General features: G+C 60.6%; 30 protein-coding genes. 13 read left to right on the top strand and 17 right to left on the bottom strand.

The genetic code is table 11. From position 1 onward, the window contains the following. Positions 1-12: 12 nt before the first annotated feature. The gene (locus tag PYR65_RS08280) at positions 13-1,068 is read right to left on the bottom strand and encodes a dipeptidase (RefSeq protein WP_276120623.1); all 1,056 of its coding nucleotides are present in this window, start codon (positions 1,066-1,068) and stop codon (positions 13-15) included. A gap of 364 nt (positions 1,069-1,432) precedes the next feature. Here PYR65_RS08280 and PYR65_RS08275 point away from each other — a divergent pair, with 364 nt between their 5' ends. Then, on the top strand, positions 1,433-2,476 hold the full coding sequence (locus PYR65_RS08275) for an Lnb N-terminal periplasmic domain-containing protein (RefSeq protein ID WP_276120622.1): 1,044 nt from the start codon (positions 1,433-1,435) through the stop codon (positions 2,474-2,476). 40 nt (positions 2,477-2,516) lie between these two features. Next, positions 2,517-3,536: a substrate-binding domain-containing protein gene (locus PYR65_RS08270; RefSeq protein ID WP_276120621.1), complete on the top strand. Its 1,020-nt coding sequence runs from the start codon at positions 2,517-2,519 to the stop codon at positions 3,534-3,536. Here the strand turns inward: PYR65_RS08270 and PYR65_RS08265 are convergent. From PYR65_RS08265 to PYR65_RS08250, 4 genes are all read right to left on the bottom strand, one after another. Beyond that, entirely contained in the window at positions 3,533-4,576 is a 1,044-nt protein-coding gene (locus PYR65_RS08265; RefSeq protein ID WP_276121002.1) for a Gfo/Idh/MocA family protein, read from the bottom strand. The two genes, PYR65_RS08270 and PYR65_RS08265, sit on opposite strands and share 4 nt — an antisense overlap. An 8-nt stretch (positions 4,577-4,584) precedes the next feature. Further along, the gene (locus tag PYR65_RS08260) at positions 4,585-5,370 is read right to left on the bottom strand and encodes a ThuA domain-containing protein (protein WP_276120620.1); all 786 of its coding nucleotides are present in this window, start codon (positions 5,368-5,370) and stop codon (positions 4,585-4,587) included. Positions 5,371-5,491: 121 nt separating this feature from the next. After that, positions 5,492-5,833 carry a DMT family transporter gene (locus PYR65_RS08255; protein WP_276120619.1) on the bottom strand — a complete coding sequence of 114 codons (342 nt, stop codon included), beginning with the start codon at positions 5,831-5,833 and terminating at the stop codon, positions 5,492-5,494. Between the two features lie 19 nt (positions 5,834-5,852). Beyond that, the gene (locus PYR65_RS08250; RefSeq protein ID WP_276120618.1) at positions 5,853-6,413 is read right to left on the bottom strand and encodes a TetR/AcrR family transcriptional regulator; all 561 of its coding nucleotides are present in this window, start codon (positions 6,411-6,413) and stop codon (positions 5,853-5,855) included. A gap of 154 nt (positions 6,414-6,567) precedes the next feature. Here PYR65_RS08250 and PYR65_RS08245 point away from each other — a divergent pair, with 154 nt between their 5' ends. After that, positions 6,568-6,963, top strand: coding sequence for a group II truncated hemoglobin (locus PYR65_RS08245; RefSeq protein WP_276120617.1), 396 nt, complete (start codon positions 6,568-6,570; stop codon positions 6,961-6,963). A gap of 2 nt (positions 6,964-6,965) precedes the next feature. After that, positions 6,966-7,334: a DUF423 domain-containing protein gene (locus PYR65_RS08240; RefSeq protein ID WP_276120616.1), complete on the top strand. Its 369-nt coding sequence runs from the start codon at positions 6,966-6,968 to the stop codon at positions 7,332-7,334. Here the strand turns inward: PYR65_RS08240 and PYR65_RS08235 are convergent. From PYR65_RS08235 to PYR65_RS08215, 5 genes are all read right to left on the bottom strand, one after another. Then, positions 7,331-7,645 carry an antibiotic biosynthesis monooxygenase family protein gene (locus PYR65_RS08235; protein ID WP_276120615.1) on the bottom strand — a complete coding sequence of 105 codons (315 nt, stop codon included), beginning with the start codon at positions 7,643-7,645 and terminating at the stop codon, positions 7,331-7,333. The two genes, PYR65_RS08240 and PYR65_RS08235, sit on opposite strands and share 4 nt — an antisense overlap. Positions 7,646-7,656: 11 nt before the next feature. After that, positions 7,657-7,920, bottom strand: a complete 264-nt coding sequence (locus PYR65_RS08230; RefSeq protein ID WP_276120614.1) for a hypothetical protein — start codon at positions 7,918-7,920, stop codon at positions 7,657-7,659. A gap of 61 nt (positions 7,921-7,981) precedes the next feature. Then, a complete protein-coding gene (locus PYR65_RS08225; RefSeq protein ID WP_276120613.1) occupies positions 7,982-8,401 on the bottom strand; it encodes a DUF2325 domain-containing protein in 420 nt (139 codons plus the stop codon). Between the two features lie 180 nt (positions 8,402-8,581). Continuing rightward, the gene (locus PYR65_RS08220) at positions 8,582-9,496 is read right to left on the bottom strand and encodes an energy transducer TonB (protein WP_276120612.1); all 915 of its coding nucleotides are present in this window, start codon (positions 9,494-9,496) and stop codon (positions 8,582-8,584) included. Positions 9,497-9,521: 25 nt separating this feature from the next. Next, entirely contained in the window at positions 9,522-9,959 is a 438-nt protein-coding gene (locus PYR65_RS08215) for a hypothetical protein (RefSeq protein ID WP_407951284.1), read from the bottom strand. Between the two features lie 226 nt (positions 9,960-10,185). On the opposite strand from PYR65_RS08215, the gene hemP reads away from it, so the two are divergent. From hemP to PYR65_RS08190, 5 genes are read left to right on the top strand one after another with little or no spacing between them, the layout of a single operon-like run. Further along, positions 10,186-10,359: a hemin uptake protein HemP gene (gene hemP / locus PYR65_RS08210; protein ID WP_082546650.1), complete on the top strand. Its 174-nt coding sequence runs from the start codon at positions 10,186-10,188 to the stop codon at positions 10,357-10,359. A gap of 8 nt (positions 10,360-10,367) precedes the next feature. Further along, the gene (locus PYR65_RS08205) at positions 10,368-11,426 is read left to right on the top strand and encodes a hemin-degrading factor (protein WP_276120611.1); all 1,059 of its coding nucleotides are present in this window, start codon (positions 10,368-10,370) and stop codon (positions 11,424-11,426) included. A gap of 21 nt (positions 11,427-11,447) precedes the next feature. Then, entirely contained in the window at positions 11,448-12,398 is a 951-nt protein-coding gene (locus PYR65_RS08200) for a heme/hemin ABC transporter substrate-binding protein (RefSeq protein ID WP_276120610.1), read from the top strand. Continuing rightward, the gene (locus PYR65_RS08195) at positions 12,385-13,509 is read left to right on the top strand and encodes a FecCD family ABC transporter permease (protein ID WP_276120609.1); all 1,125 of its coding nucleotides are present in this window, start codon (positions 12,385-12,387) and stop codon (positions 13,507-13,509) included. Before PYR65_RS08200 ends, PYR65_RS08195 begins: the two co-directional genes overlap by 14 nt. 3 nt (positions 13,510-13,512) lie before the next feature. Next, a complete protein-coding gene (locus tag PYR65_RS08190; protein ID WP_276120608.1) occupies positions 13,513-14,298 on the top strand; it encodes a heme ABC transporter ATP-binding protein in 786 nt (261 codons plus the stop codon). 12 nt (positions 14,299-14,310) lie between these two features. Here the strand turns inward: PYR65_RS08190 and PYR65_RS08185 are convergent, their stop codons facing one another. Together PYR65_RS08185 and PYR65_RS08180 are read right to left on the bottom strand one after the other, a co-directional pair. Next, positions 14,311-14,727 carry a carboxymuconolactone decarboxylase family protein gene (locus PYR65_RS08185; protein ID WP_276120607.1) on the bottom strand — a complete coding sequence of 139 codons (417 nt, stop codon included), beginning with the start codon at positions 14,725-14,727 and terminating at the stop codon, positions 14,311-14,313. Further along, positions 14,663-15,091 (bottom strand): MerR family transcriptional regulator, encoded by a 429-nt coding sequence (locus PYR65_RS08180; protein ID WP_276120606.1) that lies wholly within the window; start codon positions 15,089-15,091, stop codon positions 14,663-14,665. Before PYR65_RS08180 ends, PYR65_RS08185 begins: the two co-directional genes overlap by 65 nt. Before the next feature lie 267 nt (positions 15,092-15,358). On the opposite strand from PYR65_RS08180, the gene PYR65_RS08175 reads away from it, so the two are divergent. Next, positions 15,359-15,748: a DUF883 family protein gene (locus PYR65_RS08175; RefSeq protein ID WP_060636953.1), complete on the top strand. Its 390-nt coding sequence runs from the start codon at positions 15,359-15,361 to the stop codon at positions 15,746-15,748. 114 nt (positions 15,749-15,862) lie between these two features. Continuing rightward, positions 15,863-16,294 (top strand): hypothetical protein, encoded by a 432-nt coding sequence (locus PYR65_RS08170; RefSeq protein ID WP_276120605.1) that lies wholly within the window; start codon positions 15,863-15,865, stop codon positions 16,292-16,294. Between the two features lie 28 nt (positions 16,295-16,322). Here PYR65_RS08170 and PYR65_RS08165 read toward each other — a convergent pair whose 3' ends face one another. From PYR65_RS08165 to PYR65_RS08155, 3 genes are all read right to left on the bottom strand, one after another. After that, positions 16,323-17,828 carry a sensor histidine kinase gene (locus PYR65_RS08165; protein WP_276120604.1) on the bottom strand — a complete coding sequence of 502 codons (1,506 nt, stop codon included), beginning with the start codon at positions 17,826-17,828 and terminating at the stop codon, positions 16,323-16,325. Positions 17,829-18,006: 178 nt separating this feature from the next. Next, positions 18,007-18,558: an RNA polymerase sigma factor gene (locus PYR65_RS08160; protein ID WP_060637066.1), complete on the bottom strand. Its 552-nt coding sequence runs from the start codon at positions 18,556-18,558 to the stop codon at positions 18,007-18,009. A gap of 8 nt (positions 18,559-18,566) precedes the next feature. Then, entirely contained in the window at positions 18,567-18,758 is a 192-nt protein-coding gene (locus PYR65_RS08155) for a NepR family anti-sigma factor (RefSeq protein WP_060636951.1), read from the bottom strand. Between the two features lie 142 nt (positions 18,759-18,900). Between PYR65_RS08155 and PYR65_RS08150 the strand changes: the two genes are divergently transcribed. Continuing rightward, a complete protein-coding gene (locus PYR65_RS08150; RefSeq protein ID WP_060636950.1) occupies positions 18,901-19,695 on the top strand; it encodes a response regulator in 795 nt (264 codons plus the stop codon). Positions 19,696-19,952: 257 nt separating this feature from the next. Beyond that, entirely contained in the window at positions 19,953-20,906 is a 954-nt protein-coding gene (locus PYR65_RS08145; protein WP_407951317.1) for a sensor histidine kinase, read from the top strand. A 258-nt stretch (positions 20,907-21,164) separates the two neighbouring features. On the opposite strand, the gene PYR65_RS08140 is transcribed toward PYR65_RS08145, so the two are convergent. Further along, positions 21,165-22,745: an FGGY-family carbohydrate kinase gene (locus PYR65_RS08140; protein ID WP_276120602.1), complete on the bottom strand. Its 1,581-nt coding sequence runs from the start codon at positions 22,743-22,745 to the stop codon at positions 21,165-21,167. Next, positions 22,745-23,440 carry an HAD family hydrolase gene (locus PYR65_RS08135; RefSeq protein WP_276120601.1) on the bottom strand — a complete coding sequence of 232 codons (696 nt, stop codon included), beginning with the start codon at positions 23,438-23,440 and terminating at the stop codon, positions 22,745-22,747. The genes PYR65_RS08140 and PYR65_RS08135 overlap by 1 nt, the downstream gene beginning before the upstream one ends. Between the last annotated feature and the right edge of the window lie 40 nt (positions 23,441-23,480).

Genomic DNA, 23,480 nt, shown 5'->3' with positions numbered 1-23,480 from the left:
TCTATTCCCGGCTCAAGCGGCTTCGTGCCAGGCCTGCGCCAAAACCCTCAGCCAGTTTTCCCGGCATATTTTGATCAATTCCGCATCACCATATCCGGCGTCCCGCAGAGCGGCAATCAGGTTCTGGTTGCCGGCCGCATCGGTGATCCCCTCCGGAATGGTTGCACCATCGAAGTCGGAGCCGAGCGCCACGCAATCGATGCCCATGCGCTCCACCATGTAATCGATATGACGGACCATGTCGGAGATCGGCGTATGGGCATTTTCCAGCCCGTCGGGCCGCAGCATCGTCGTCGCATAGTTCAAGCCCGCCAGCCCCTTGCTGTCGCGGATCGCATCGAGCTGGCGATCCGTGAGGTTGCGGGCAACAGTGGTCAGGGAATGGGCGTTGGAATGGCTGGCGATCAGCGGCTGGTCGGTAGTCTTTGCCACATCCCAGAAACCCTTTTCGGTGATATGGGCGAGGTCGATGAGGATGCCGAGGCGGTTGCATTCGCGCACCAGGTCAAAGCCCGCAGCCGTCAGGCCCGGCCCGGTGTCCGGCCCCATCGGAAAGGCGAAGGGCACGCCATGGCCAAAGATGTTGTTGCGGCTCCAGACCGGACCAAGCGACCGCAAGCCGGCAGCATAGAATGTTTCCAGCGCGGTCAGATCAGCACCGATCGCCTCGCAGCCTTCCATGTGAAGCACGGCGGCAAAGACGTCGTTTTCCATGGCCGCACGGATATCGGCGGTCGAGCGGCAAAGCTTCCAGGCCCCGGCGCGATCAAGCCGCAGCGCGATGGCGGCGAATTCCAAGGCGATATCGAGCGATGGCTGCCGCTCCAGCGGCTCGGACAGCTCCGTCGCATAATGGCCGTTCTCGTCAGGGGTCTTCAACACGAGATGGTCGGACGGGATATAGATCGCCGACAGCCCGCCGATGAGGCCGCCCTTCCTGGCACGCGGGCCATCAATATGGCCTTCCGCCGTTCCTTCCGAAAATTCAATGACCGGGTCAGCGCCATTTTTGGCTTTGCTCCACAATCTCAGCAACACATCGTTGTGGCCGTCGAAAACCGCCTGCATTCGAAAAATTCCTGTCCTGCCTGATCCATATGGTGGCGCCAGACAATTTTGTCCGGTTGGTCAAGATCGGGATGCTAGTCAATCATATGATAAATAACAATGCGCCTTCTTCGAATTTCAACAGCCGAAAAAACAATGATGATAGAAAGGCTTACTGGATTGCTAACCTTCGGGTGCGCAATATTTACAACGGTGCAGGACTGGACGCATTGACTGTTTGATCATTTATAAAAGCAAAAAATCGAATGTCCTCCGGCCGGAAAATCTGGCATTGCAGGGCATGAAAACGAAGGAGGCCTTGGATGGTCACGCAAGGGCAAACAGCGCGGGCAGCAACGGCATTCAAGCACGCAGGCATTGATCGATGAGCGATCCCACCCAGACCCGCCGCTTCCGTTTCTTCATCATCACCGTCCGCGTGATTTCGACGCTGGCCATTCTGGGCTTTACGGCATGGGGGGCGATGGCGCTTTTCTACCAGGCGCCCGGCCCCGCGCCCGTCAAGATCCTCTGCGCGGCACTTTGGGCAATCCTCTCACTTACGGCGCTCTATGCCTATCTGCGCTGGCGTTCGCGTGTTGTCACGCTGCTTTATCCCTTCATGATTGCCGCACTGCTGTTCTGGTGGAATGCCATACCGGCAAACAACAATCGCGACTGGGCCGACGAGGTCGCGCATATCGTTGCCGGTGTTGTCAACGGCCCCGAAGTCACCCTGGCCAATGTCCGCAATTTCGACTGGCGGTCACCCACGGATTACACAGTGCGCTGGGAAAACCGCACATATGATCTCGACAAGCTCGCCTCGGTCGATCTGCTCCTGTCCTATTGGGCGGGGCCAGCGATTGCCCATACGCTGGTCTCGTTCGGCTTTGACGACGGCCAGTTCGTCACGTTTTCGGTTGAGATCCGCAAGGAGAAAACCGAGAGCTTCTCCGAGATCGGCGGGTTCTTCAAGCAATTCGAGATGAGCGTTATTGCCGCCGACGAACGCGATATCGTCCGGGTGCGCACCAATATCCGCAAGGAAGATGTGCATCTCTACCGCCTAGCCATTCCCAAGCCCGCGATGCGATCGCTGTTCCTGTCCTATGTCGATACGGCCAACGGCCTCAACGAGACGCCGCAATATTACAATACGATCACCGCCAATTGCACGACGATCGTGTTTGCCATGATCAACCAGATCGTCTCCGGCGCCTTGCCGCTGGATTACCGGCTGATCCTGTCAGGCTATCTGCCCTCCTACATCATCGACGTGAAAGGCTTCACGCCCGGCTTTACCCTGGAGCAACTCGAAAACGGCGGCGCCATCAGCGCCCGCGCGCAGGCAGCGGACAATTCCGGCGATTTCTCGCAGAAAATCCGCGAGGGCGTGCCGGGCATCGCCCCTTTGCCGCAGCCGTGATGCGCCTTACACTGGCACCGCAGACAACAGGGATACAGGCATGAACCTCAAGGAGTTCGCAAACCGGCTCGAACTGTCGCAGACGACGGTCAGCCGTGCCTTGAGCGGCTATCCGGAGGTGAAGCAGGCAACCCGCGAACGGGTGCTGAAGGCGGCACTCGAATATGGCTACCGGCCGAATACCAGCGCGCTCGGGCTTGCCACCGGCCGGGTCGGCGCCATCGGCATCGTCTTGAAGGGCGGCGGCGAGTTTGGGCCGCATACCAGCGAATTCATGGGCGGACTGGGCGGACGGCTGCAGCAGGAGGAAATCGACATCCTCGTCTCGACGGTGGATTCGCAGGAAGCCGAGCTTGCCACCTACCGGCGTCTCGCCGCCAGCAAGCGCGTCGATGCCGTCATTTTGCATTCGCCCTTTCTCGACGATCCGCGCATCGCGCTGCTCAATTCGCTGCGCCTGCCCTTCATCGTCCATGGACGCACCAATACCGGCGGCAATTTCGGCTGGCTGGATATCGACAATTTCGGCGCGGTTCGCCAATCCACCAGCCACCTGCTCGATCTCGGCCATCGCCGCATCGCGCTGCTCAACGGCTATCGCGGCCGCATCTTTGCCGAGCACCGGCAGGATGGCTATCAGACGGCGCTCAGCGCGCGCGGCGTCACGCCGGACGCCGCACTCTGCGGGCATGGCGAATTCACCGACGAGATGGGCTTTCGGCTGACGCAGGGCTTTTTGAAGCTGGAAAACCGGCCGACTGCCGTCGTCGCCGGCTCGATGATGTCGGCGCTGGGCGCCATGCGGGCAATCCGCATCGCCGGCCTGACCGTCGGCGAGGACATCTCGCTGATCGCCCATGACGACGTCTTTCCCTATATCAGCCCCGACCATCTGTCGCCGACACTCTCGACGACGCGCTCATCAATCCGCGCGGCGGGCGCGCGGATCGGCGAAATGGTCCTGGACATGCTGCAGGGAACGCCGGCCGAAAACCTGCGCGAGGTCTGGCCGGTGGAACTGGTCATCCGCAACTCGACGGCTGCGGTAAAAAAAGCCTAAACCGAAAGCTCGCGGCGTTCCTTCTCGGTGACCATGGCGAGATCCAGCACCTTCTGCAGATCGGCGGCATGGCGGAAGCCGGGCTCGACCGTCTTGCCTTCCCGCACCGCGTCGATGAAGCGCTGGTAGTTGGTCTGCACCTCGCCCGCATCCACATCCCTCCAGATGCCCTTTTCGATATCGTCGCCCAGGCAAGCCTTGAGCGTCGATCCGTCGGGCGTATGGATCACCTCGATCGCCCCCTTGTCGCCATGCATGCGCAGCCGCAACTCGTTGAGATGGCCGACCGCCCAGCGGCTGGCATGGATGACGCCCATGGCGCCATTGTCGAACTCGGCCGTCATGGTGAAGCTGTCATTGGCATCGAGGTCATATTCGCCGATCCGGTTTCCGGGTGCCTTGTCAAAGGTCTTCAACCGCGCAAAAATATGCTCCACATCGGCAGCCGCGCCATAGCCGGCGAAATCGAGAATATGAATGCCGACATCGCCGAGCACGCCGTTCGAACCATGCTTGGTCGAGAGCCGCCAGAGCCATTGCGATTCCGTCGCCCAGTCGCCCCAGGCCTTGGAGACCAGCCAGCTCTGCAGGTAGGACGCCTCGATATGGCGGACCTTGCCGATCTCGCCCGAAAGCACCATCAGCCGCGCCTTCTGCACCTCGGCAACATTGCGGTAGGTCAGGTTGACCATCGTCACCAGTCCGGATTTTTCCGCGGCTGCCGCCATCTCGTCGGCCTTGGCATAGTCCTCGGCCAGCGGCTTTTCGCAGAGCACATGCTTGCCGGCAGCCAAAAGCTTCAGCGTCGTCGGATAGTGGATCTTGTCCGGCGTCACATTGGTGACGGCATCGAATTGCCCCCACGCAATCGCGTCGTCGAGCGAGGTGAAGGTCTTGGCGATGTCATGGCGCAGCGCAAAGGACTGCACCCGGATCTGATCGACATCAACGGCGGCCACGAGTTCGACGCCGGCGATGGTGGAAAAGTTCATCGCATGGGTATTGGCCATGCCGCCGGTACCAAGAACCAGAAGACGGATCGGCGTCATCACTTGTACCCCGCTTCGCCAGCCTGATGCAGCCGCGGCCCGCGCTCGACGATCGGCTCCAGCGCCTTTTCGACCGGCACGTTGGGCGCATCATGGATCGCGCTATAGGTACCCTGGGGGTTATAGGCCCACTTCACCGAGTTGCGCAGAACCTTGTGCACATTGGCGTCATGATAGGTCGGATAGGTTTCGTGGCCGGGGCGGAAATAGAAGATATTGCCGGCACCGCGCCGCCAGGTCAGACCCGAGCGGAACACCTCGCCACCGGCAAACCAGGAGATGAACACCGTTTCCAGCGGCTCCGGCACGGAGAACTGCTCACCGTACATTTCCTCGTTTTCAAGCACGAAATTCCCGTCCAGGCCGTCGGCGATCGGATGGCGCGGATTGATGACCCACAGCCGCTCGCGCTCCCCTGCCTCGCGCCATTTCAGCGCGCAGGGCGTGCCCATCAGCCGTTTGAACGGCTTGGAGAAATGGCCAGAATGCAGAACGATCAGCCCCATGCCCTCCCAGACGCGCTTGGCAACCCGCTCGACGATGTCGTCCGATACCGCGCCGTGATCTTTGTGACCCCACCAGAGCAGAACGTCGGTTTTAGCCAGGCGCTCGACGCTCAAGCCATGCTCCGGCTCCTGCAACGTCGCTGTGGTGGCTTCGATCGACGGATCCGTGTTCAGCGCTGCGGCAATCGTATTGTGCATGCCGTTCGGATAAATATTGCGCACGACCTCGTTGGTCTGCTCATGGATATTTTCGCCCCAGACAACTGCCTTGATGGTCATGACCAATCCTTCTTTCGATGCCGCATGCATCCGCATCCGATAAAATTGAAACCGCTTTCAATTTCCAGCGATAGAATCGACGCGGCCCTTTTGCAAGTGAAAATCGGGCGGCGGGGCCGGTTTAATGAAAGGTGGATTTGGAAAAGACGTTGAGCACGACGACGCCGGCAATGATCAGCCCGAGCCCGAGAATGGCGGCCAGATCAAGCTTCTGTCCGAACACGAGATAGCCGACGAGCGAAATCAGCACGATGCCGAGCCCGCTCCAGATCGCATAGGCGATCCCGACAGGAATGACCCGCAAGGTGTAGGACAGGAAATAGAAAGCGATGGCATAGCAGACCACCATGATCACCGTCGGCACCAGTTTCGTAAAATGCTGGGCGGCCTGCATGGCCGATGTGCCGAGCACCTCGAAAACAATGGCGAGCACGAGCACGGCGTAGAGCATTGCGGGGTTCATATGAGGCTCCGATAGCCGGTTATTGCAGGGAAAGTGCGAAGAGTTGCGCCTGCATCACTTGGCGCGTTGGCTGATCGACATCGTGGCTTTTGAGGATGTCGGCCAACCAGAGGCCATCGGCTGCAAACCGCGCCAAAAGGCATCCGGCGGACGAATCGGTGCCAACGAATTCATCGGCGTGATCGGCCACCCACAACCGCCAGCGATCACGCAATTGCGGCTCCGACAGAAGTGCCGCAGTCAGCACCTGCCAGCCCCGCGCGTCCGCATTCTCCTCCAGCGCAAAGACCACGGACAGATAGGCCCGGGTAAACCGGCCGTGAGCAACGGGGTCGTTGCGCATCTCCTCCTCGATCGCCCGGTCCAATTGTGCAGTGAGATCATCGAACAGGCCGTTCAGCAGCGCGATCTTGTTGGGAAAATGATGCAGCAGCCCGCCTTTGCTCACACCGGCCGCCTGCGACACCGCATCCAGCGTCACGCCCGCCGCCCCCTGCTCCAAAGACAGGCGCGCGGCCACCTCCAGAAGCTGTTGGCGGACCAATTCCGGTTGCTTGCGGCGATGATGAGCGATGGACATGCCGTATTAAGATACCGGCTGGACGGTTTGTCAAGATGAGAGTGACGCTTTGACAGCCGGCGCGGTCAATCGACGCAACTGCGGCGACCCTTTGAAAAACGGTTGGAACGGCGAAGCGCGACGCGCTAGAACATCACCAAGCAGGAAAGCCACGATGACGGACGGCCAGACGGAAACACTTTACAACGCGATCGGCGGCGACAGGACCGTGCGGGCACTCACCCATCGTTTCTACCAGTTGATGGATACGCTGCCGCAGGCTGCCCGCTGCCGCGCGGTCCACCCCGCCGATCTGTCCGGAAGCGAAGAGAAATTCTACGAATACCTGACCGGCTGGCTCGGCGGACCGCCGCTCTACACCGACAAACGCGGCCATCCACGCCTCAGGAGCCGCCATTTCGGCGCAGCGATCGGCGCGGCAGAACGCGACGAGTGGCTGCTCTGTTTCACCCAGGCGCTGGAAGAGACCGTGCCGCATCCGCAATTGCGGTCGATCATTCTGGAGCCGGTGACGCGGCTTGCCCATCACATGCAGAACAAGGACGAATAAAGATGCAAAACGGGCAGTTGCGGGCCGTGACCCTTTTCATTGCCGGCCTGATGGGCCTGTTCGGCGTCATCAGCGCGGCGGCTGCGTCCCACGGGGCTGATCCGCGCCTGCTCGGTGGCGCTTCGGCCATGTGCCTGGCGCATGCCCCTGCCCTCATCGCGCTTTATGCCGCCTGGCCGGTCATGCGCACGGCAGCGATTGCAGCTCTGCTGCTGTCAACCGGAACCGCCCTGTTCGCCGCCGATCTGACGGCGCGGCATTTCCTCGGCCAAGGGCTGTTTCCGATGTCGGCACCGGCAGGCGGTGTCTTGATGATGCTCGGCTGGCTTTCTGTCGCTGCCGGCGCTTTCTTCATGCGCAAGGACGCTTAGGCGCCTTCGACGACCGAGAAACCTTCGAATTTCGGCGGTCCCAGATACATCGCCCGGTTATCGCCGGCATTCTTGTGGGCTGCGCGGAAATTCTCGGACTTTGTCCAGGCCAGAAAAGCGTCCCGGCTTTCCCAGATCGAGCTCGAGACGAACAGCGTATAGCCTTCGTCGGCGACGGTCTCACCGCGCAACAGCTTGAACTCCTTGAAACCCGGATTTTCCGCAAGACTGGAATCGCGGTTCTTCCAGACGTCTTCGAACGCCGTTTCATGGCCGATCGCGATTTTGAACCTGTTCATTGCGAAAAACATGCGGGATACCTTCAAGCTTGATCTTTGGCCGTAGCCGCAGCGATGGCCGGAAACGGCAGGATATTGTCTCTCGCCGTCCGCGCAAGCCCCAAAACGGCGCGCGCCGGCGGCCGCGCCTGCCAGACCGGAAATTCCGCCACATTCGGATTGTCCTCGACCATGCGCGCCCGGCGCGACATCAGTTCATACAGTTCCGGCACCAGACCGTCGCCCGATTGCGCGGCCAGCTTGTGCAGTCCGATCATCGTGTAGGGATCGGGACGCTCATTGTTCATGTCATTATCTCCAGAAAAATCGCGCTGCGGAGTAAGCCCGCATCCCGGCGCGGCCGGCAGATCAACTGGCGTTGCTGCGGCTTGCCTTCAGATCGAGGAAGGCGCGTTCCAGGCTCGACTTGCTGCCATTGCGCAAGGGCACGAAGGCCTTGCCCCACTTCTTGCAGCCGGTCTTTACCCGCAGACACGCATCATGGCTGATACAGTCGATCGGGCAGAAAACGCAGTCGACGGAGGGGAGGATATTGTCGATGCGCGACACCGCCTCGCGCAGGCCGCCATCGTGATGGATGAGTTCGGCGCCGTGCGAACTGGCGATCTGGCGCAGATGCGCCACCTGGCAATCGCGGCCGCCGACATAGAGGAAGCTGCGGCCCTCAAGCTTCGTTTCCCGCGTTTTTGCGGAAACCGGCGCAGCGCGCGTTTCCGCCTCGCGGCCCTGCTTCTGCTTCGGCTTCAGCTGCTGCCGTTTGTCACCCATGTCAGTCTCCGCGTGTTCGGAATCGGCCGTCCGGCTGATCGTGCGGGAACCCTATTAAACCTGATTAAAAGAGTAAAGTATAAACATGAGTTTTTTTATCATATTATCGAGGAACGTTTCGCCGCAACGACGGATCGCGGCTCAAACTCTCGATATTGGCAGGGAAACGGGTCCCGCTTCCTACCGGGCAAACTGCAGTGGAATGGTAAAAAGCCAGCTGGTGCGATTGGCAGCCTCTGGAATCTTCGGGAAAGGTTCCGCCTTGCGCACCGCATTGATAGCAGCCTCGTCAAGAACCGGTGATCCGGATCCCTTGACGATCCGCACACCGGAGACACCACCAACGGTCGATACGGTGAAGCTCACGGTAACCGTTCCACCAAGACCTGCCCGATCAGCCGATCTGGGAAACCGGAAATATCGCTGCACGCGTGAACGGACCTTGCCCTTGTAATTGCTTTCTGCCGCATTGCCGAATGCCTGGGCGACCTTGCCCTTTTTACCCGTGCTTGCCGTAGCGGCAGCGCCTTCAACACCATCAGCCTGGCCCTTGACCGCAGTTTCCACCTGCTTACCGGCATCGCCAGCCCGTTTCTTGACAACCTTCTTCTTCGGCTTTTCCTTTTCCGGCTCTTTCTTCGGCTCGGCTTTCTTCTCGGGCTCCGGCTTGATGTCCGGCTTTTCCTGAGGCACCACGGTCTCTACCGCAGCAACGGTTGCGGTGATCTCCGGCTGTGCCGTCACTGCTTCCACGATCTCTTCGGCGGGAAGAATGACATCGGCTTCAGTTGGAACGATGTCGGACGGCGTCTCGGCCGTCACTTCGGATTGCACGGGCGGCACCTCCGCCACCTCCGTCGGCTCCGGCACGATCTCCTCGGGCTCCGCCTCGTCCGGCTCGATCGCTTCTGTAGGATCGCCCGAAAGCACGGTCTCTTCGAACGCATTGCCCAGCACAGCCACTTCCATGGCTTCGCCACCCGCCACGAGTGCCAGCTCCTGCGGCTCTTCGTTCGGTTCAAACAGTTGCGTTGCGCCCGCATGCGCCAGGAGCGAAAGGAGGATCGCCCCGGTCCATTTGAGAATAGTGTTCATCACAGATACCGATGCAAAAACCGCATCAGCCCTTCAGTTCGACGGGTGACTTTGAACCTGTCTTCAGCGCCTTCATGCAGGCATCCTTGGCAACGCCCTCACCGGCGCAAACAGGAGCGTCGTTGATCAACAGGCTCTTCACAGCCTCGCATTTCGTCCCCGGCAGATCGAACTGCCGGACCTTCGTCTTGCCGGCGGGCAGATCGCGGAAGTCGAGAACCGCCATGCGCTCGACCAAACCCTTCTCATCAAACAGCACGAATTCGAAGGAAGCCTTCGACAGCGATTGCGGCAGCGCGTTTGCCGCCACGAATGTCAATTTGCAGCCCTTCTCGGATGGCGTGAGATCGTTGATCTCGATCGACAGCGTGCCGGTTGCAGCGGCATCCTGCGCCAGTGCCGGTGCAGCCGTGGAAAGTGCTGTCAAAACAGTCAGAGACAAAAGGCGAGAAAATTTCATCATGGTCTATCCATTCCCACGGAGTGGCACATTGGCAAGGCGGCATCGGCGTCTTGGGAGCCCCCGCTTGCTGCACATTACAGCTTGGTAATTAAACTGGACTGTAAAATCCTGTATTGCGTCCATAAAGAAAGATGAGTAATGAAGTCAAGATACTAATCGCAATGACCCGGCCGCAGAAGGGGAAAAATCCCCTGTTTTCGGCCGCCATGACCAGGACCGCAAGCCGGTGACACCGAACGAACCAGATACCGCTCAGGTTGCCTTACCGGCAGGACAAACACAACGAATCGTTGAAAGCCGCGAGCTTTTCCGGGGCGGAAATGAAATCCTTATTGCGCATGAAGGGGCGATCTACCGCATGAAGATCACCCGCCAAGGCAAACTTATTCTGAACAAATAGGCCAGACAATGACTGAGACATCCTCCCCGACCCCGTCCGAAATCCGCGCCTACCGGGCCGCCAATCCGAAAATGCGCGAGCGCGACATTGCCGCCCAGCTCGGCGTTTCAGAAGCAGCCCTGGTTGCCGCCGAATGCGGCCTGACCAGCATTCGTATCGATGGTAGCGCCAATCGTTTTCTGGAACGGGCCGCTGAACTTGGCGAAGTGATGGCGCTGACCCGCAACGAAAGTGCGGTTCACGAAAAGATCGGCGTTTTTGAAAACATCACCCCCGGCAAGCATGCCTCGATCGTGCTTGGTGAAAATATCGACCTGCGCATCTTCCCCGGCGCCTGGTCGCATGGCTTTGCCGTGACCAAGACCGATGGCGACACTGTCCGCCGCAGCCTGCAATTCTTCGACAAGCAGGGCACCGCCGTCCACAAGGTGCATCTGCGCCCGGCGTCCAATCTCGATGCCTATAACAGCATTGTCGAGGCGTTCCGGCTGGAAGACCAGTCGCAGGAATTTGCAGCCGAGCCGAAGATCGAAAGCATCGCCGATGGCGACGTTGTTCCCGTCGATGTGGCGGCGCTGCGCGACGAATGGAGCAAGATGACGGACACGCATCAGTTCCACGGTTTGCTGCGCAAGCTGAAGGTCGGCCGCCGCGAAGCGCTGCAGTCGGTTGGCGAGGATTACGCCTGGAAGCTGCAGCCGCAAGCCGTCGAGGACATGCTGCGCCAATCGGCAAGCATTCAGGTGCCGATCATGTGCTTTGTCGGCAATCACGGCATCATCCAGATCCACTCCGGTCCGGTCGACAATATCCAGACCATGGGTCCCTGGCTCAATATCATGGATCCAACATTGCATCTGCACCTGCGCAGCGATCACCTTGCCGAGATCTGGGCCGTTCGCAAGCCGACAGCCGATGGCCACGTCACCTCGCTCGAGGCGCTCGACGCCAAGGGCGACATGGTCATCCAGTTCTTTGGCAAGCGCAAGGAAGGCTTTGCCGAGCGCGAGGAATGGCGCTCCGTCATGGAAAACCTCGCCCGGCTCGATATCATTGAAGCGGCCTGAAACGGGCTCAAAGGAACGGTCATGAAAGCACCCTATGATGTCCGCCGGCTCCGTTCCTGGGAACTGGCGCTCGCGATCTTCGCGGTTTCCACCCCCTTCGTGCTGCCGGCAGCCCTGCCCGGCGGCACATCCTTCGTGCGCACAGCCGTGGCGCAGGAGATGCAAAAGCCCGATACGTCCCGTCTCGTTTCCGTCGGCGGCGCCATCACCGAGATCATCTATGCGCTCGGCGAAGACGGAAGGCTTGTCGGCCGCGATTCGACCAGCCTGTATCCGGAAGCCGCCACCAAGCTGCCGGATGTCGGCTATATGCGGCAATTGTCGCCGGAAGGCGTGATCGGCATCAATCCGAGCGCCATCATCGCCGTCGAAGGCAGCGGCCCGCCCGAGACGCTTGCGGTTTTGAAAGAGGCAAAGATCCCGTTCCAGACCATTCCGGAAACCTATGATCGCGACGGCATTCTTTCAAAGATCCGCGCCGTCGGCGATTTCCTCGGCGTCCCCGAAAAGGCAGCCGTGCTTGCTGATCAGGTCAAGGCCGATCTCGATGCGGCCGTGGCCGATGCGGCCAAGCGCCCGGAAAGCGAGCGCAAGCGCGTCCTCTTCATCTTGAGCACGCAGGGCGGCAAGATCATGGCGTCCGGCGACGGCACCGCTGCAGGCGGTATCATCACCCTTTCCGGCGCCGTCAATGCCACCGGCACCTTTTCCGGCTACAAACCGCTGACCGACGAAGCGATCATCGAAGCCAGGCCCGATGTCGTCCTGATGATGACCCGCAGCGGCAGCCATGCCATCAGCGACGACGACCTGTTTGCCCATCCGGCTCTGAGCCTGACGCCGGCGGCAAAGAACAGGGCGATCATCCGCATGGATGGCCTGCATATGCTCGGCTTTGGGCCGCGCACGGCCAGCACGGTGCGCGAACTCAACGCCGCCATCTACGGAAAAAACCCGAATGCCTCGCAGTGAAATGGCCGTGGGTGATGGCCGGTCGCCGTCCTTTGCGGCACGCTTGAAATCCGAATGGCACCTGGGCGACCGCTCGCGGCTCGCCCGCTTGCTCATCCTCCTCCTCATCGTGATCGCCGCCGCAATGTTTGCGGCCTCGATCATGACAGGAGCTGCCGATGCATCGCTTTTCAATGTGCTGCGCTGGCTGGTCGGCATGGAGGGTGCCGAGCAGGCATTGAGCGTGCGCGACCGCATCATCATCCTGGATATCCGCCTGCCGCGCGCCGTGCTCGGCCTGATGGTCGGCGCCTCGCTTGCCGTCTCCGGCGCTGTCATGCAGGGCCTGTTCCGCAATCCGCTGGCAGATCCCGGCCTTGTCGGCGTCTCCTCCGGCGCGAGCCTCGGCGCTGTCTTGCTCATCGTGCTCGGCAGTTCGTTTTTCGGCCCGCTCTTTGCCGTCTTCGGTTTTTATGCCCTTCCGGTTGCAGCTTTTGCCGGTGGCCTCGTCACCACCTTGCTGCTCTACAAGATCGCCACCCGCAGCGGCCAGACATCGGTCGCCACCATGCTTCTGGCCGGTATTGCGCTCGGGGCGCTCGCGGGCGCCGTCACCGGCGTGCTGATCTTCATGGCCGACGACAAGCAATTGCGTGACCTTACCTTCTGGGGCCTGGGATCACTGGCCGGCGCCAACTGGATGAAGATCCTGTCGGCAGGGCCGATCATTCTCGTTTCGCTTGCGGTCGTTCCTTTTCTCGCGCGCGGCCTCAACGCACTGACACTGGGAGAGGCCGCAGCCTTCCATATGGGCATCCCGGTTCAGCGCCTGAAGAATATCGCCATCGTCAGCGTCGCCGCCTCGACCGGTGCTTCGGTCGCCGTCAGCGGCGGCATCGGCTTTGTCGGCATCGTCGTTCCGCATGTGCTGCGGATGCTGATCGGCCCCGACCACCGGTATCTTCTGCCCGCATCGGCGCTGCTTGGTGGCACCCTGCTGATCTTTGCCGATATGATCGCCCGCACCATCGTTCCGCCGGCCGAATTGCCGATCGGCATCATCACTGCCTTTGCCGGCGCGCCGTTCTTCCTGTGGATCCTGCTGCGCGGGCGCTCCCATATGGGACTTTAGACCATGATCAAGGCGAGCAATCTTTCTGTCCGGCTGTCCGGCACGCAGGTCCTGCACGGCGTCAGCATCGAGGCTGCGGCCGGACAATTAACCGCAATCGTCGGCCCCAACGGCTCCGGCAAGACCACCAGCCTCAAGGCGATAGCCGGCGAACTGTCCTATGACGGCAGCGTCCGCATCAACGGCCACGACATCGCGACGCTAAAACCCTGGGAACTGGCCTTGAAACGGGCTGTGCTGCCGCAATCCACCGTCATTTCCTTTCCCTTCACCGTGCGCGAAATCGTCCGCATGGGCCTTTCGGTCGGAGCCAAGGCCGATGCGGCCGATACCGACCGGATTGCCCGCGACGCGCTCGAAGCCGTCGATCTCTCCGGATTTGCGGGCCGTTTCTATCAGGAACTATCGGGCGGCGAACAGCAGCGGGTTCAGCTTGCGCGCGCACTCTGCCAGATCTGGGAACCGGTGCAGCACGGCGAACCCGCCTTCCTGCTCCTGGACGAACCGGTATCGAGCCTCGACATCCGCCACCAGCTGACCATCATGCGGCTCGCCCGCAATTTCTGCGAACGTGGCGGCGGCGTCATCGCCATCATGCATGACCTCAATCTGACGGCGATGTTCGCCGATCAGATGGTCATGATGAAGGCCGGCCGCGTCAAGGCCGCCGGCCATCCCCGTGAGGTGATGACCGACGAAGTGATGGAAGCCGTCTTCGGCTGCGCCATGCGGGTCAATGCAACACCGGCCGGCAACACCCCCTTCGTCCTGCCGCATACGGCGGCCTGACGCGCGACGGCATCACTTACCCTCCTCTTTCCGGGGAGGCAGACCCGCAAACACCGCCTTGGCGGCGAACAGGCCGTTGAGCGCGGCGGGAAATCCGGCATAGACAGCCATCTGCATGATCACCTCGGTGATTTCATCACGCGACAGCCCCACATTGAGGCCCGCCTCGATATGCACTTTCAATTGCGGGGCTGCATTGCCCAGCGCCGTTAATGCGGCGATGGTGGCGATCTCGCGGGCGCGCAGGTCAAGGCCGGGGCGGCTATAGATGTCGCCGAACGGAAACTCGATGAGATAGGTTGCAAAGTCCGGCGCGATATCGGCCAGCGCGGCGACAACCTTCTCCCCGGCTTGGCCGTCAATATCAGCGAGCGCGCGCCGCCCGCGTTCCAGCCGGCTTTCGCCGGCGCTCTGGTGGTGCTGTATCATAGTCCTTTATCCTCTGTTCCTGGCCAGCGTAACCGGCGATCTTGGTGTCGAGGACAAGAAGAGCGGCCTGAAGTTCGGCTGCATGGATGCGAACGCGCGCGCGATGCTGTTCCAGCATGTCGCGCCGTTCCGTCTCCGTGTTGACGCCGCGCTCCCGCAAGGCTGCATAGCGCAGCATCTCCCGGATCGGCATTCCGGTTGTGCGCAGACGCCCGAGGAATTCGATCCAGACGAGGATTGATGCGTCGTAGTCCCGTTGGCTCGATTGATCCCTGTCCGCGTAGGGAAGCAGCCCGATCCGCTCATAATAGCGGATGGTGTGGGCCGACAATCCCGAACGCTTAGCCAGTTCGCCAATCTTCATGAGCACCTGTTCCCGTCACGACGCAGCAAGAGATACAAGTTGGAGTGCGCTCTAAGTCAAGGGCATTTCTTGGTGTCAGTGACAGCCGGCGTTTGCAGCAAGGCAAGCCAAGGCCGGACGACACTGATAGCCTCTCCCAATGGAACCAAACCGCTTTCCATGCGTTGTTGGGGCGAACCGCTGACGGTGACCATGTCACCTGCCGGCACTACCGCACACCGGGAACAGGCTTTGAGCCGCAGCCCGACGCATGAAGGAGCTTCCCCCATGGCCACCGGTCTTTTTTCCAGCGCCAAGAAACGCAATGGCAGCCTTCTCGATGCCCCGATCGAGGACCAGATCAGCGAAATCCGCGATGATATCGCCTCGCTGGCAAAGCTCCTGTCGAAGCGCGGCGCCGATGCGTCGAAGGATGTACGGGCCCGGGCATCGGAAGCATCCAAAGACGTTCGCAGCCGCGCCTATGACGTGCGCGACCAGGCTGAATCGGGCCTCCAGGACCTTCTGGAAAATGGCGAGGCGCTAATTGCCGAACTGCGCAGCCGCTATTCCTCGACTGAAAAGCAGGTCCGCCAGACCGTGCGCCAGCATCCCATCGCGACGCTGGGTGCAGCGGCCGCTGTCGGTATCCTGGTTGCAGCACTGCTGCGCCGATAATCCAATCGATCCAGCAGGCGGCGGTCGGACCGTTCGCCTGCATTCCTGTCAAAGGCTGGCGAAGCAACGAAGTTGTCAGCCGGCCTTTGTGTCATCCGCTTCCTGGAGAAAAAAATGGGTCCTCTGGTCTCGATGCTGTCGGCTCTTGTCGTGACGGATATGGGCGGTACCGTCTCGCGCTATAAGCGCAACGGCGCCCTGTGGGCCGTCGCATCGCTGTTCTTTGCAACAGCCTATATCTTCGCGCTGATCGCTGGCGCCATCTATCTGAGCATGCTGTACACGCCGCTGAAGGCCACGATCATCCTCGCAGCCGCCTCCATCGTCATCGGCCTTGTCATCATCGGTATCATGTATGCCCTGAATGCGCGCGATAAGCGCCTGGCAGCCGAAAAACGGCGCCGGTCGCAGGCGCAGACAACATTTGCCATTGCCACGGCAATGACGCTGTTCCGCCGCAAGCCGCTTCTTGCCGCAGGCCTTGCGGTCGGCGTGGGCACGGTTCTGGGACTGCTGCGCAAACCGGGTGGCAGCGACCACGCCTAACGCGGACGATCGCAGGATCTAAAGGATTTCAGAGCGGCAGGCGGACGATCGCAGTCAGGCCTGCCGGCAGATATTCCACCTTCACCGAACTGCCCATCACCTTATCCAGGCTTCGCTCGATCAGGATCGACCCGAAACCGCGCCGCGACGGCTCCTCCACCGGTGGCCCATCCACCTCGGTCCAGGTCATGTGCAGCACACGGCGGCCGTCTTCATCGACGCTGCGCGCGGTCAGGACAACGCGGCCGCGATAGACCGAGAGCGACCCGTATTTCGCGGCATTGGTCGCCAGTTCGTGGAGGACGAGCCCCAGACCCACGGCCTGGTCCGGGCCGAGCAGGATCTCGTCCTTGTGAATTTCGATCTGGGTTTCATAGTCCCGCACATGCGGCGCCAATTGCTTGGCCAGAAGGGCCGACAGCCGGATTTCACCCCATTCATGATCCGAAAGCAGCCCATGCGCCTCGGAAATCGCCTGCAGCCTTCCGGCAAAGGCGGTCATGAACTCCTGCGGGTCGCTGGTCTGACGCAATGTCTGACGGGCGAGCGATTGCAGCATCGCAAGCGTGTTCTTCACCCGGTGATTAAGTTCGCGCAGCAAAAGCCTGGTGCGCTGGGTTGCGCCCTGCTGCTCCGTCACATCGATATTGATACCGAGAAAAACCGTTGGCTTGCCCTTCGCATCCCGCTCGTAGACACGGCCCCGGCCGAGCAGCCAGCGTCCTGTCGCGCCGACGCGGAATGTGCCGTCATATTCCTGGTCCTGGGCCATCGCGGCGCGCAGTTTGGCGAGCGTCGCCACACGGTCTTCCGGATGAATGGCGCTGAAGATATCGCGGGCATGGACGCTTTTGGCGGACGGCATGCCGAACATCCGCATCATCGGCTCATTGCAGGAGACCGTGCCAGAGCGGATATCCCAGAGCCAGCTGCCAATATTGGCAGCATCAAGCGCATGTGCATGCCGCTGCTCCTCGCGCGACAGTGCCGCCTCCTTCAAGGCCCGCTGGCGAGCGTCGTGCTTCAAGACGAAAAGTGAAGAAGCCACGCGTGACAGCCGTTGCAGTTGGGCCACCAGTTGCGGCGGCAGATCGTGACGCGGCTGCACGTCGAAAACGCAGATCGTGCCTACCGGTTGACTGTCGATAACCAGCGGAACGCCCGCGTAAAACCGCAGGAACGGCGAACCGGCAACGCGTGGCTGGTTGGCAAACCGGGGATCGGCCGTGGCATCGGCAACGACAAGCGCGCCGTCCTGAGATCCGGCAATGGTGTGCACGCAAAAGGAATCGGCGGAGGGCGCCTGCGTTTCAGTGATGCCGCTCGCGGCCTTGAACCACTGGTTTTCAGCATCGACAAGCGTCACCAATGCGACGGGGGCATCAAACAAATTGGCAGCCATATCCGCCAGATCGCGAAAATCGGCATCGGGCTCGGCCATGTCGGGAATAACAGCGCGCAGGACATCGAGCCGTTGGGCCGACGTCAGAGCAGCCGTCACCACCGGCTGCAGATCGCTCGTCTTATCGCTCATGAATTCCATACCCGGCCAAGGTGACACCAAACATTGTACAACCTTGGCACTGCAAAGTGCCCGTCATAGTTTCTGCACGAATGCAGCCTGCGATGCAATCTCATCTCAAGCTGCCTGCCAACAGCAACGCCCGCCAGACCGTGCATGCACGGTTTGGCGGGCGCCGAAGGTAAAGGCATCAGGAGATGAAGGCACGGGAGGTCATCGGTGCCGAGGTGGCATCCGGACCATATTCGTTTTCACCTGTGACCTGGAGAATATCCTGAAGCCGTTGCCGGGCGCGGTTGACGCGGCTCTTGATCGTACCGAGTGCGCAACCGCAGATCTCAGCCGCTTCCTCATAGGAAAAGCCGGAGGCTCCAACAAGAATGATCGCCTCGCGCTGATCGGGAGGAAGCGTGTCGAGTGCCCGCTTGAAATCCTGCAGATCGAGCGAGCCATACTGGGCCGGGTGCTGGGCAAGCGATTCGGTGAAGTACCCGTCACTATCCTGAACCTCGCGGCCGCGTTTGCGCATCTGGCTGTAAAGCTCGTTACGAAGGATGGTGAAAAGCCACGCCTTCATGTTGGTGCCCATCTCGAAATGGTCCTGTTTGGCCCAGGCCTTCATGATGGTGTCCTGAACCAGATCGTCAGCGCGGTCGTGACGGCCGATCAGGGACATGGCAAAGGCGCGCAGGCTCGGAAGAGCCGCCAGCATTTCGCGCTTGAAACTGGGTTCTTCAGACATACCGCCGCTCATTCTGTCGCATCCGTCATCGACGACTGGCGCTCGACCGCGTCGAGCTGCTCAAGCAGATCGAGAAAGCGGTCCGGAATAGCTTCTTCCTGTACAGAGAGATAAAGCGCGCGGAGCTTTGTTGCAATCTGCGCGTTAGGATTGTCGGTGCGAGAAGGTCTCTCGCGCCCTGCCCCAAGTTTGTCCGTCATCAATGCCAAATACCTTCAATATTCATCTGGCGGCATAATGCGTGGCGGAAAAAAATGTTCCGTCGAAAGGAACCTTTTTTTTCGCATCGCGTTCTTGGGCTGTCATGGCCTTGAACCTCGGCCAGATTGAGGGAGTTTTTATATGTCACTTTCCACCCGGATCGCTCCGTTCCTGCCCTATCTGCGCCGGTATTCGCGCGCATTGACCGGATCGCAGACCTCGGGCGACGCCTATGTCGCAGCCGTTCTGGAAGCGCTTATCACAGATGTCAGCATTTTCCCGGAAGCCAGCAATGACAGGGTTGCCCTGTTCCAGCTCTATACAAAGCTGTTCGGCTCGTCTTCCGTCCTCATCCCGGAACCGGTTTCGCCCTTTGCCTGGGAAAAGCGCGCATCGATCAACCTTGCCTCGGTTTCGCCGCTTGCCCGTCAGGCTTTCCTCCTGGTGTCGGTCGAAGGCTTCCGTACCAGCGAAGCGGCCGAAGTTCTCGATACGACTGAAAGCGGCATGAACCAGCTGCTCGAGCGCGCATCGGAAGAGATTTCGCGCCAGGTTGCAACCGATATCATGATCATCGAGGACGAGCCCCTGATCGCGATCGATATCGAGCAGATGGTTGAAAGCCTCGGCCATAATGTGACCGGCATCGCCCGCACCCGTGACGAGGCGGTCGCGCTGTTCAAGGCGACACAGCCGAGCATGGTGCTTGCCGATATTCAGCTTGCTGATGGCAGCTCCGGCATCGATGCCGTCAACGACATCCTGAAAAACACAGCCATCCCGGTGATCTTCATCACCGCGTTCCCCGAGCGTCTCTTGACTGGCGAACGCCCCGAACCGACCTTCCTGGTCACCAAGCCGTTCAATCCGGACATGGTCAAGGCACTCATCAGCCAGGCCCTGTTCTTCAATGAATCGACCAAGGCTGCCGCCTGAGAAGTCAGCCCATATTTTGGGCCGGATCGTCCATTGAAACGGAAACAAACCGGGCGCCGCTTGCAGCGGCGCTCCGGGACAGGGCGCATCGCATTCGAACCGGCGCCAAATCCGGTTTGAAGACCGTCCGAAAGTCTGCTTTTTCCCCCGCGCGGGAACTGCGCAGACGACAGATGAAAACATGGAAGGCGCTTCGCGTGGGCAATGCAGGCAACTCAGCCTCAAACGAGACCGGCGCCGATACCAGCAAGATCCTGATGGAACTGGTTTTGCGCAAGTCAGGGGCTGGCTATGTTTACCAGTCCGACGATCTCTTCACTGTTCTATCGGGAAACCTGCCTGAGGGATTGCAGCAGCTCGCAACGGAAGAACAGGCGGAACAGGCAGTGTTTGGCGCGGACGATGGCGCACGGCTGATCGCCTTGAAACGCAATGTCATCTCCACGAATACCTCCACATCGACCGAGATCGACATGGCGTCCGCCACGGGCGTCTTGACATACCGGATCGATATCGAGCGTGTTGATGCCACCGGGATGACCGGCATCCTCAGCGTCATCACCGACATCTCCGAAACCCGGCATCGCGAGCGAATTTTAAAGACGCTGCTGCGCGAACTCAGCCACCGCTCCAAAAACCTGCTAGCAATCATCCAGGGCATCGCCACCCAGACGGCGCGGCAAGCGCTGTCGCTGGATTATTTTCTCATCAAGTTTCGCGGGCGTATCCAGTCCCTTGCCTATTCGCAGGACCTGGTCACCGATTCCAGCTGGCGCGGTGCCTATCTGTTCGAGTTGGCCAAGCGGCAGTTCAGCGCCTATTGGCCGGATTCCGAAACACCGATTTCGGTCAAAGGCATCAATGCCCATCTTTCCCCCAATGCCGCCCTGCATATTGGCCTTGCACTGCACGAACTGATCGTCAATTCGGCATCGCATGGTGCGATATCGGCGGGCATGAATGCGCTGACGATCGAGTGTTTCGACACCATCCTTGACGGACATCCGGCCATCGAACTGGCCTGGGTGGAGCACCTGCCGCCCGCCGCTGCCCAGCGGGAAGTGGACGAACATACGTTTGCGCGCACGGTGCTGGAACGGGTGGTGCCGGTGGCAATCGGCGGCAAGGCGCAATACCTGCAGGCGCCGGACCGGATCGAATACCGTTTGACCGTCCCGTCGCGGGAATATGAAATCATCAACGAAGCGTGATGCGGCGGGGCTGATAGGAGTGCCCTTCCCGCAAATTTTTGGCGCTGAACTTTAGACAAAAAAACAGCCAGCGCCGGGGGAAGGCACTGGCTGATATTGCAACTCACCGAGGGGGCGTGTGAGTTGGGTACCGGATATTAAATTGTGGTTCCCATTGGGGGCGATGTGAACCGCTATCCAGACATCATAAAAACGGACGGACGAACAAATAGTTCCGGGCTTTTCTGATTTTTTTTGGTGGATGAAAGGCCGTTGTTTTTACAGCGTTTCCAGCTCGGCGCGATGCCGGTAGAGGCTCAGGAACTTCCGGTAATCGCTGTCATAGGTTTCCCGCAGAGCGGGGTTCGGATATTGCGCATGACCGCCGGGAGACATGGCCGGTCCAGCCGCACGCAAATCCGGATAAAGGCCACCGGCAACCGACGCGACCATGGCCGTCCCGAGCAGGACGGCATCATTGGTTTCCGGCACAACGACCGTGCAGCCGGTGACGTCGGAGTAAAGCTCCATCAATAATACGTTGCGGACATGGCCACCGGTCACATGCAGCGTGTCGAGATCGTAGCCCGCCTGTTTCATCATTTCGAGAATGTGGCGGATACCAAGCGCGATGGCGACGCAGGTGCGCCAGTAGAGCCGGCAGAGCGCGTCGAACGAACTGTCCAGCGTCAGGCCGCTGATGACCCCCAGCGCATGCGGATCGGCAAGCGGCGAGCGGTTTCCGTGGAAATCGGGCAGAACGTGCAGGCGCGCCGCAAACTCGGTGCCGTAGGCCGCGCGCAATTCCTGAATGCGCAGAACGATCCGCTGGTGAATTTCCGCATCGGGCTCGCCGCCGGCACTGTGGCTGCGCACCACATGATCCAGCAGCGCGCCGGTTGCCGATTGCCCACCCTCGATCAGCCAGCTGCCGGCAAAGGCCGCCTCGAAATAGGGTCCCCACATGCCAAAACCCGGCTTCATGTCTTTTGAAAAGGCAACGATGCAGCTGGAGGTCCCGGCGATCAGGGCCAGTTGCCGCTCCAGCGTCTCCGGTTCTCCGGCAAAGCCGCCGAGAACGCCAATGGCCCCGGCATAGGCATCGATCAGCCCCGTCGCCACCGCGCAATCCTCGTGCAGGCCGAGTTCGGCCGCAGCCGCAGCCGTCAGGTGCCCGGCCGATTGCCCGACCGGCAGCGTCTTTTCCGGCAGGCCGCCGCGCACGCGCAGGTCTTCCAGTCCGATTGCGTCGAGAAATTCGTCCTGCCAGCCGTGTTCCTTGTGCGATAGATAGTTCCACTTGGCCGTCAGCGTGCAGCGCGAGCGTGCGGCATTGCCGGTTGCCCGCCAGGACATGAAATCGGCGAGATCGAAGAAGAAACCGGTCTTTTCCCATTGCTGCGGCAGGTTCTGCTTCAGCCACATCAGCTTGGGCATTTCCATTTCCGGCGACATGACGCGGCCGGAATGGTTGAGGACCGGATGCTGCGTGGCCGTGCAGAAATCCGCCTGCTTCAACGCGCGGTGATCGAGCCAGACGATCGTATCCCAGCGCGGATCGCCCTTGCGATTGACCGATAAGGGGGCTCCGTCCCGGTCGCGCACCACAAGCGAGCAGGTCGCGTCAAACCCGATCGCGGCGATCGCTTCGGCGGGAACGCCTGCCTTGGCACGCGCGGTCTTGACGGCGATACAGACGGCGGACCAGATATTTTCGGAATCATGTTCGGCGTGATTTTCCTCAGGCCGGTTCATCGCGATCGGATAATCCGCGCGCGCCAGCTGCTTGCCATGCCGATCGAAAATGCCAGCGCGAGCGCTGCCGGTTCCGACATCGACCGCAACGATCAAATCAGCCATCAGAGACCTGCGTTCCCATCCCTTTGTTCTTTACGGACAAAATGGATCAATTCACGCATGTCGTCAAACAGCACGTCAGGCGAAAGCCGCCGCAAAGTCTCCAGATGGCGCTCGGACCGTGCATGCGAGGCGCCGGCAAAGGCAAAAACCCGCATGCCCGCAGCCTTTGCCGCCTCGATGCCGGCCGGGCTGTCTTCGACGACGATGCAGTTTTCCGGCGGCGTCGCCATTTCGGCTGCGGCATGCAGAAAGAGGTCCGGGGCCGGCTTGCCGTGCTTGACCATGCTGGAGCTGAACAGATGCGGTTCGAGCTTGCCGATCAGCCCGGTAATGGTCAGCGATAGCCTTATGCGCTCCATCTGGCTGGAAGAGGCCACGCATCTGGGAAGATCGAGCTCGTCGAGCGCCGTGGCGATCCCGGCGACCGGCTGCAATTCCTGCCGGAAGCGCTGGTAGAGGTCGAGGCGCATCTGCTCCAGAAAATGATCGTCCACCGCAAGACCGTAATCGTCATGCAGGATATCCGACATGGTCTTCAGGCTCTTGCCAAGAAACCGCTCGGTCGCCTCCTCGGCGTCCATATCGACACCGGCATTGCGCAGCACCCGGACCAGGACATCGAGCGACAAGGGCTCGCTATCGACGAGAACGCCGTCGCAATCGAAAATCACCAATTTGGGCGGATGCATCGTCATCAGGCCACCGCTTGCCCGCCAGAGTGGCCGCATCCTGCGG

Origin of the sequence: Pararhizobium qamdonense (assembly GCF_029277445.1) — a bacterium.
Taxonomy (GTDB): Bacteria; Pseudomonadota; Alphaproteobacteria; order Rhizobiales; family Rhizobiaceae; genus Pararhizobium; species Pararhizobium qamdonense.
Note: the sequence above shows the minus strand (reverse complement) of the source record. Positions and strands in the feature narration are given on the sequence as shown.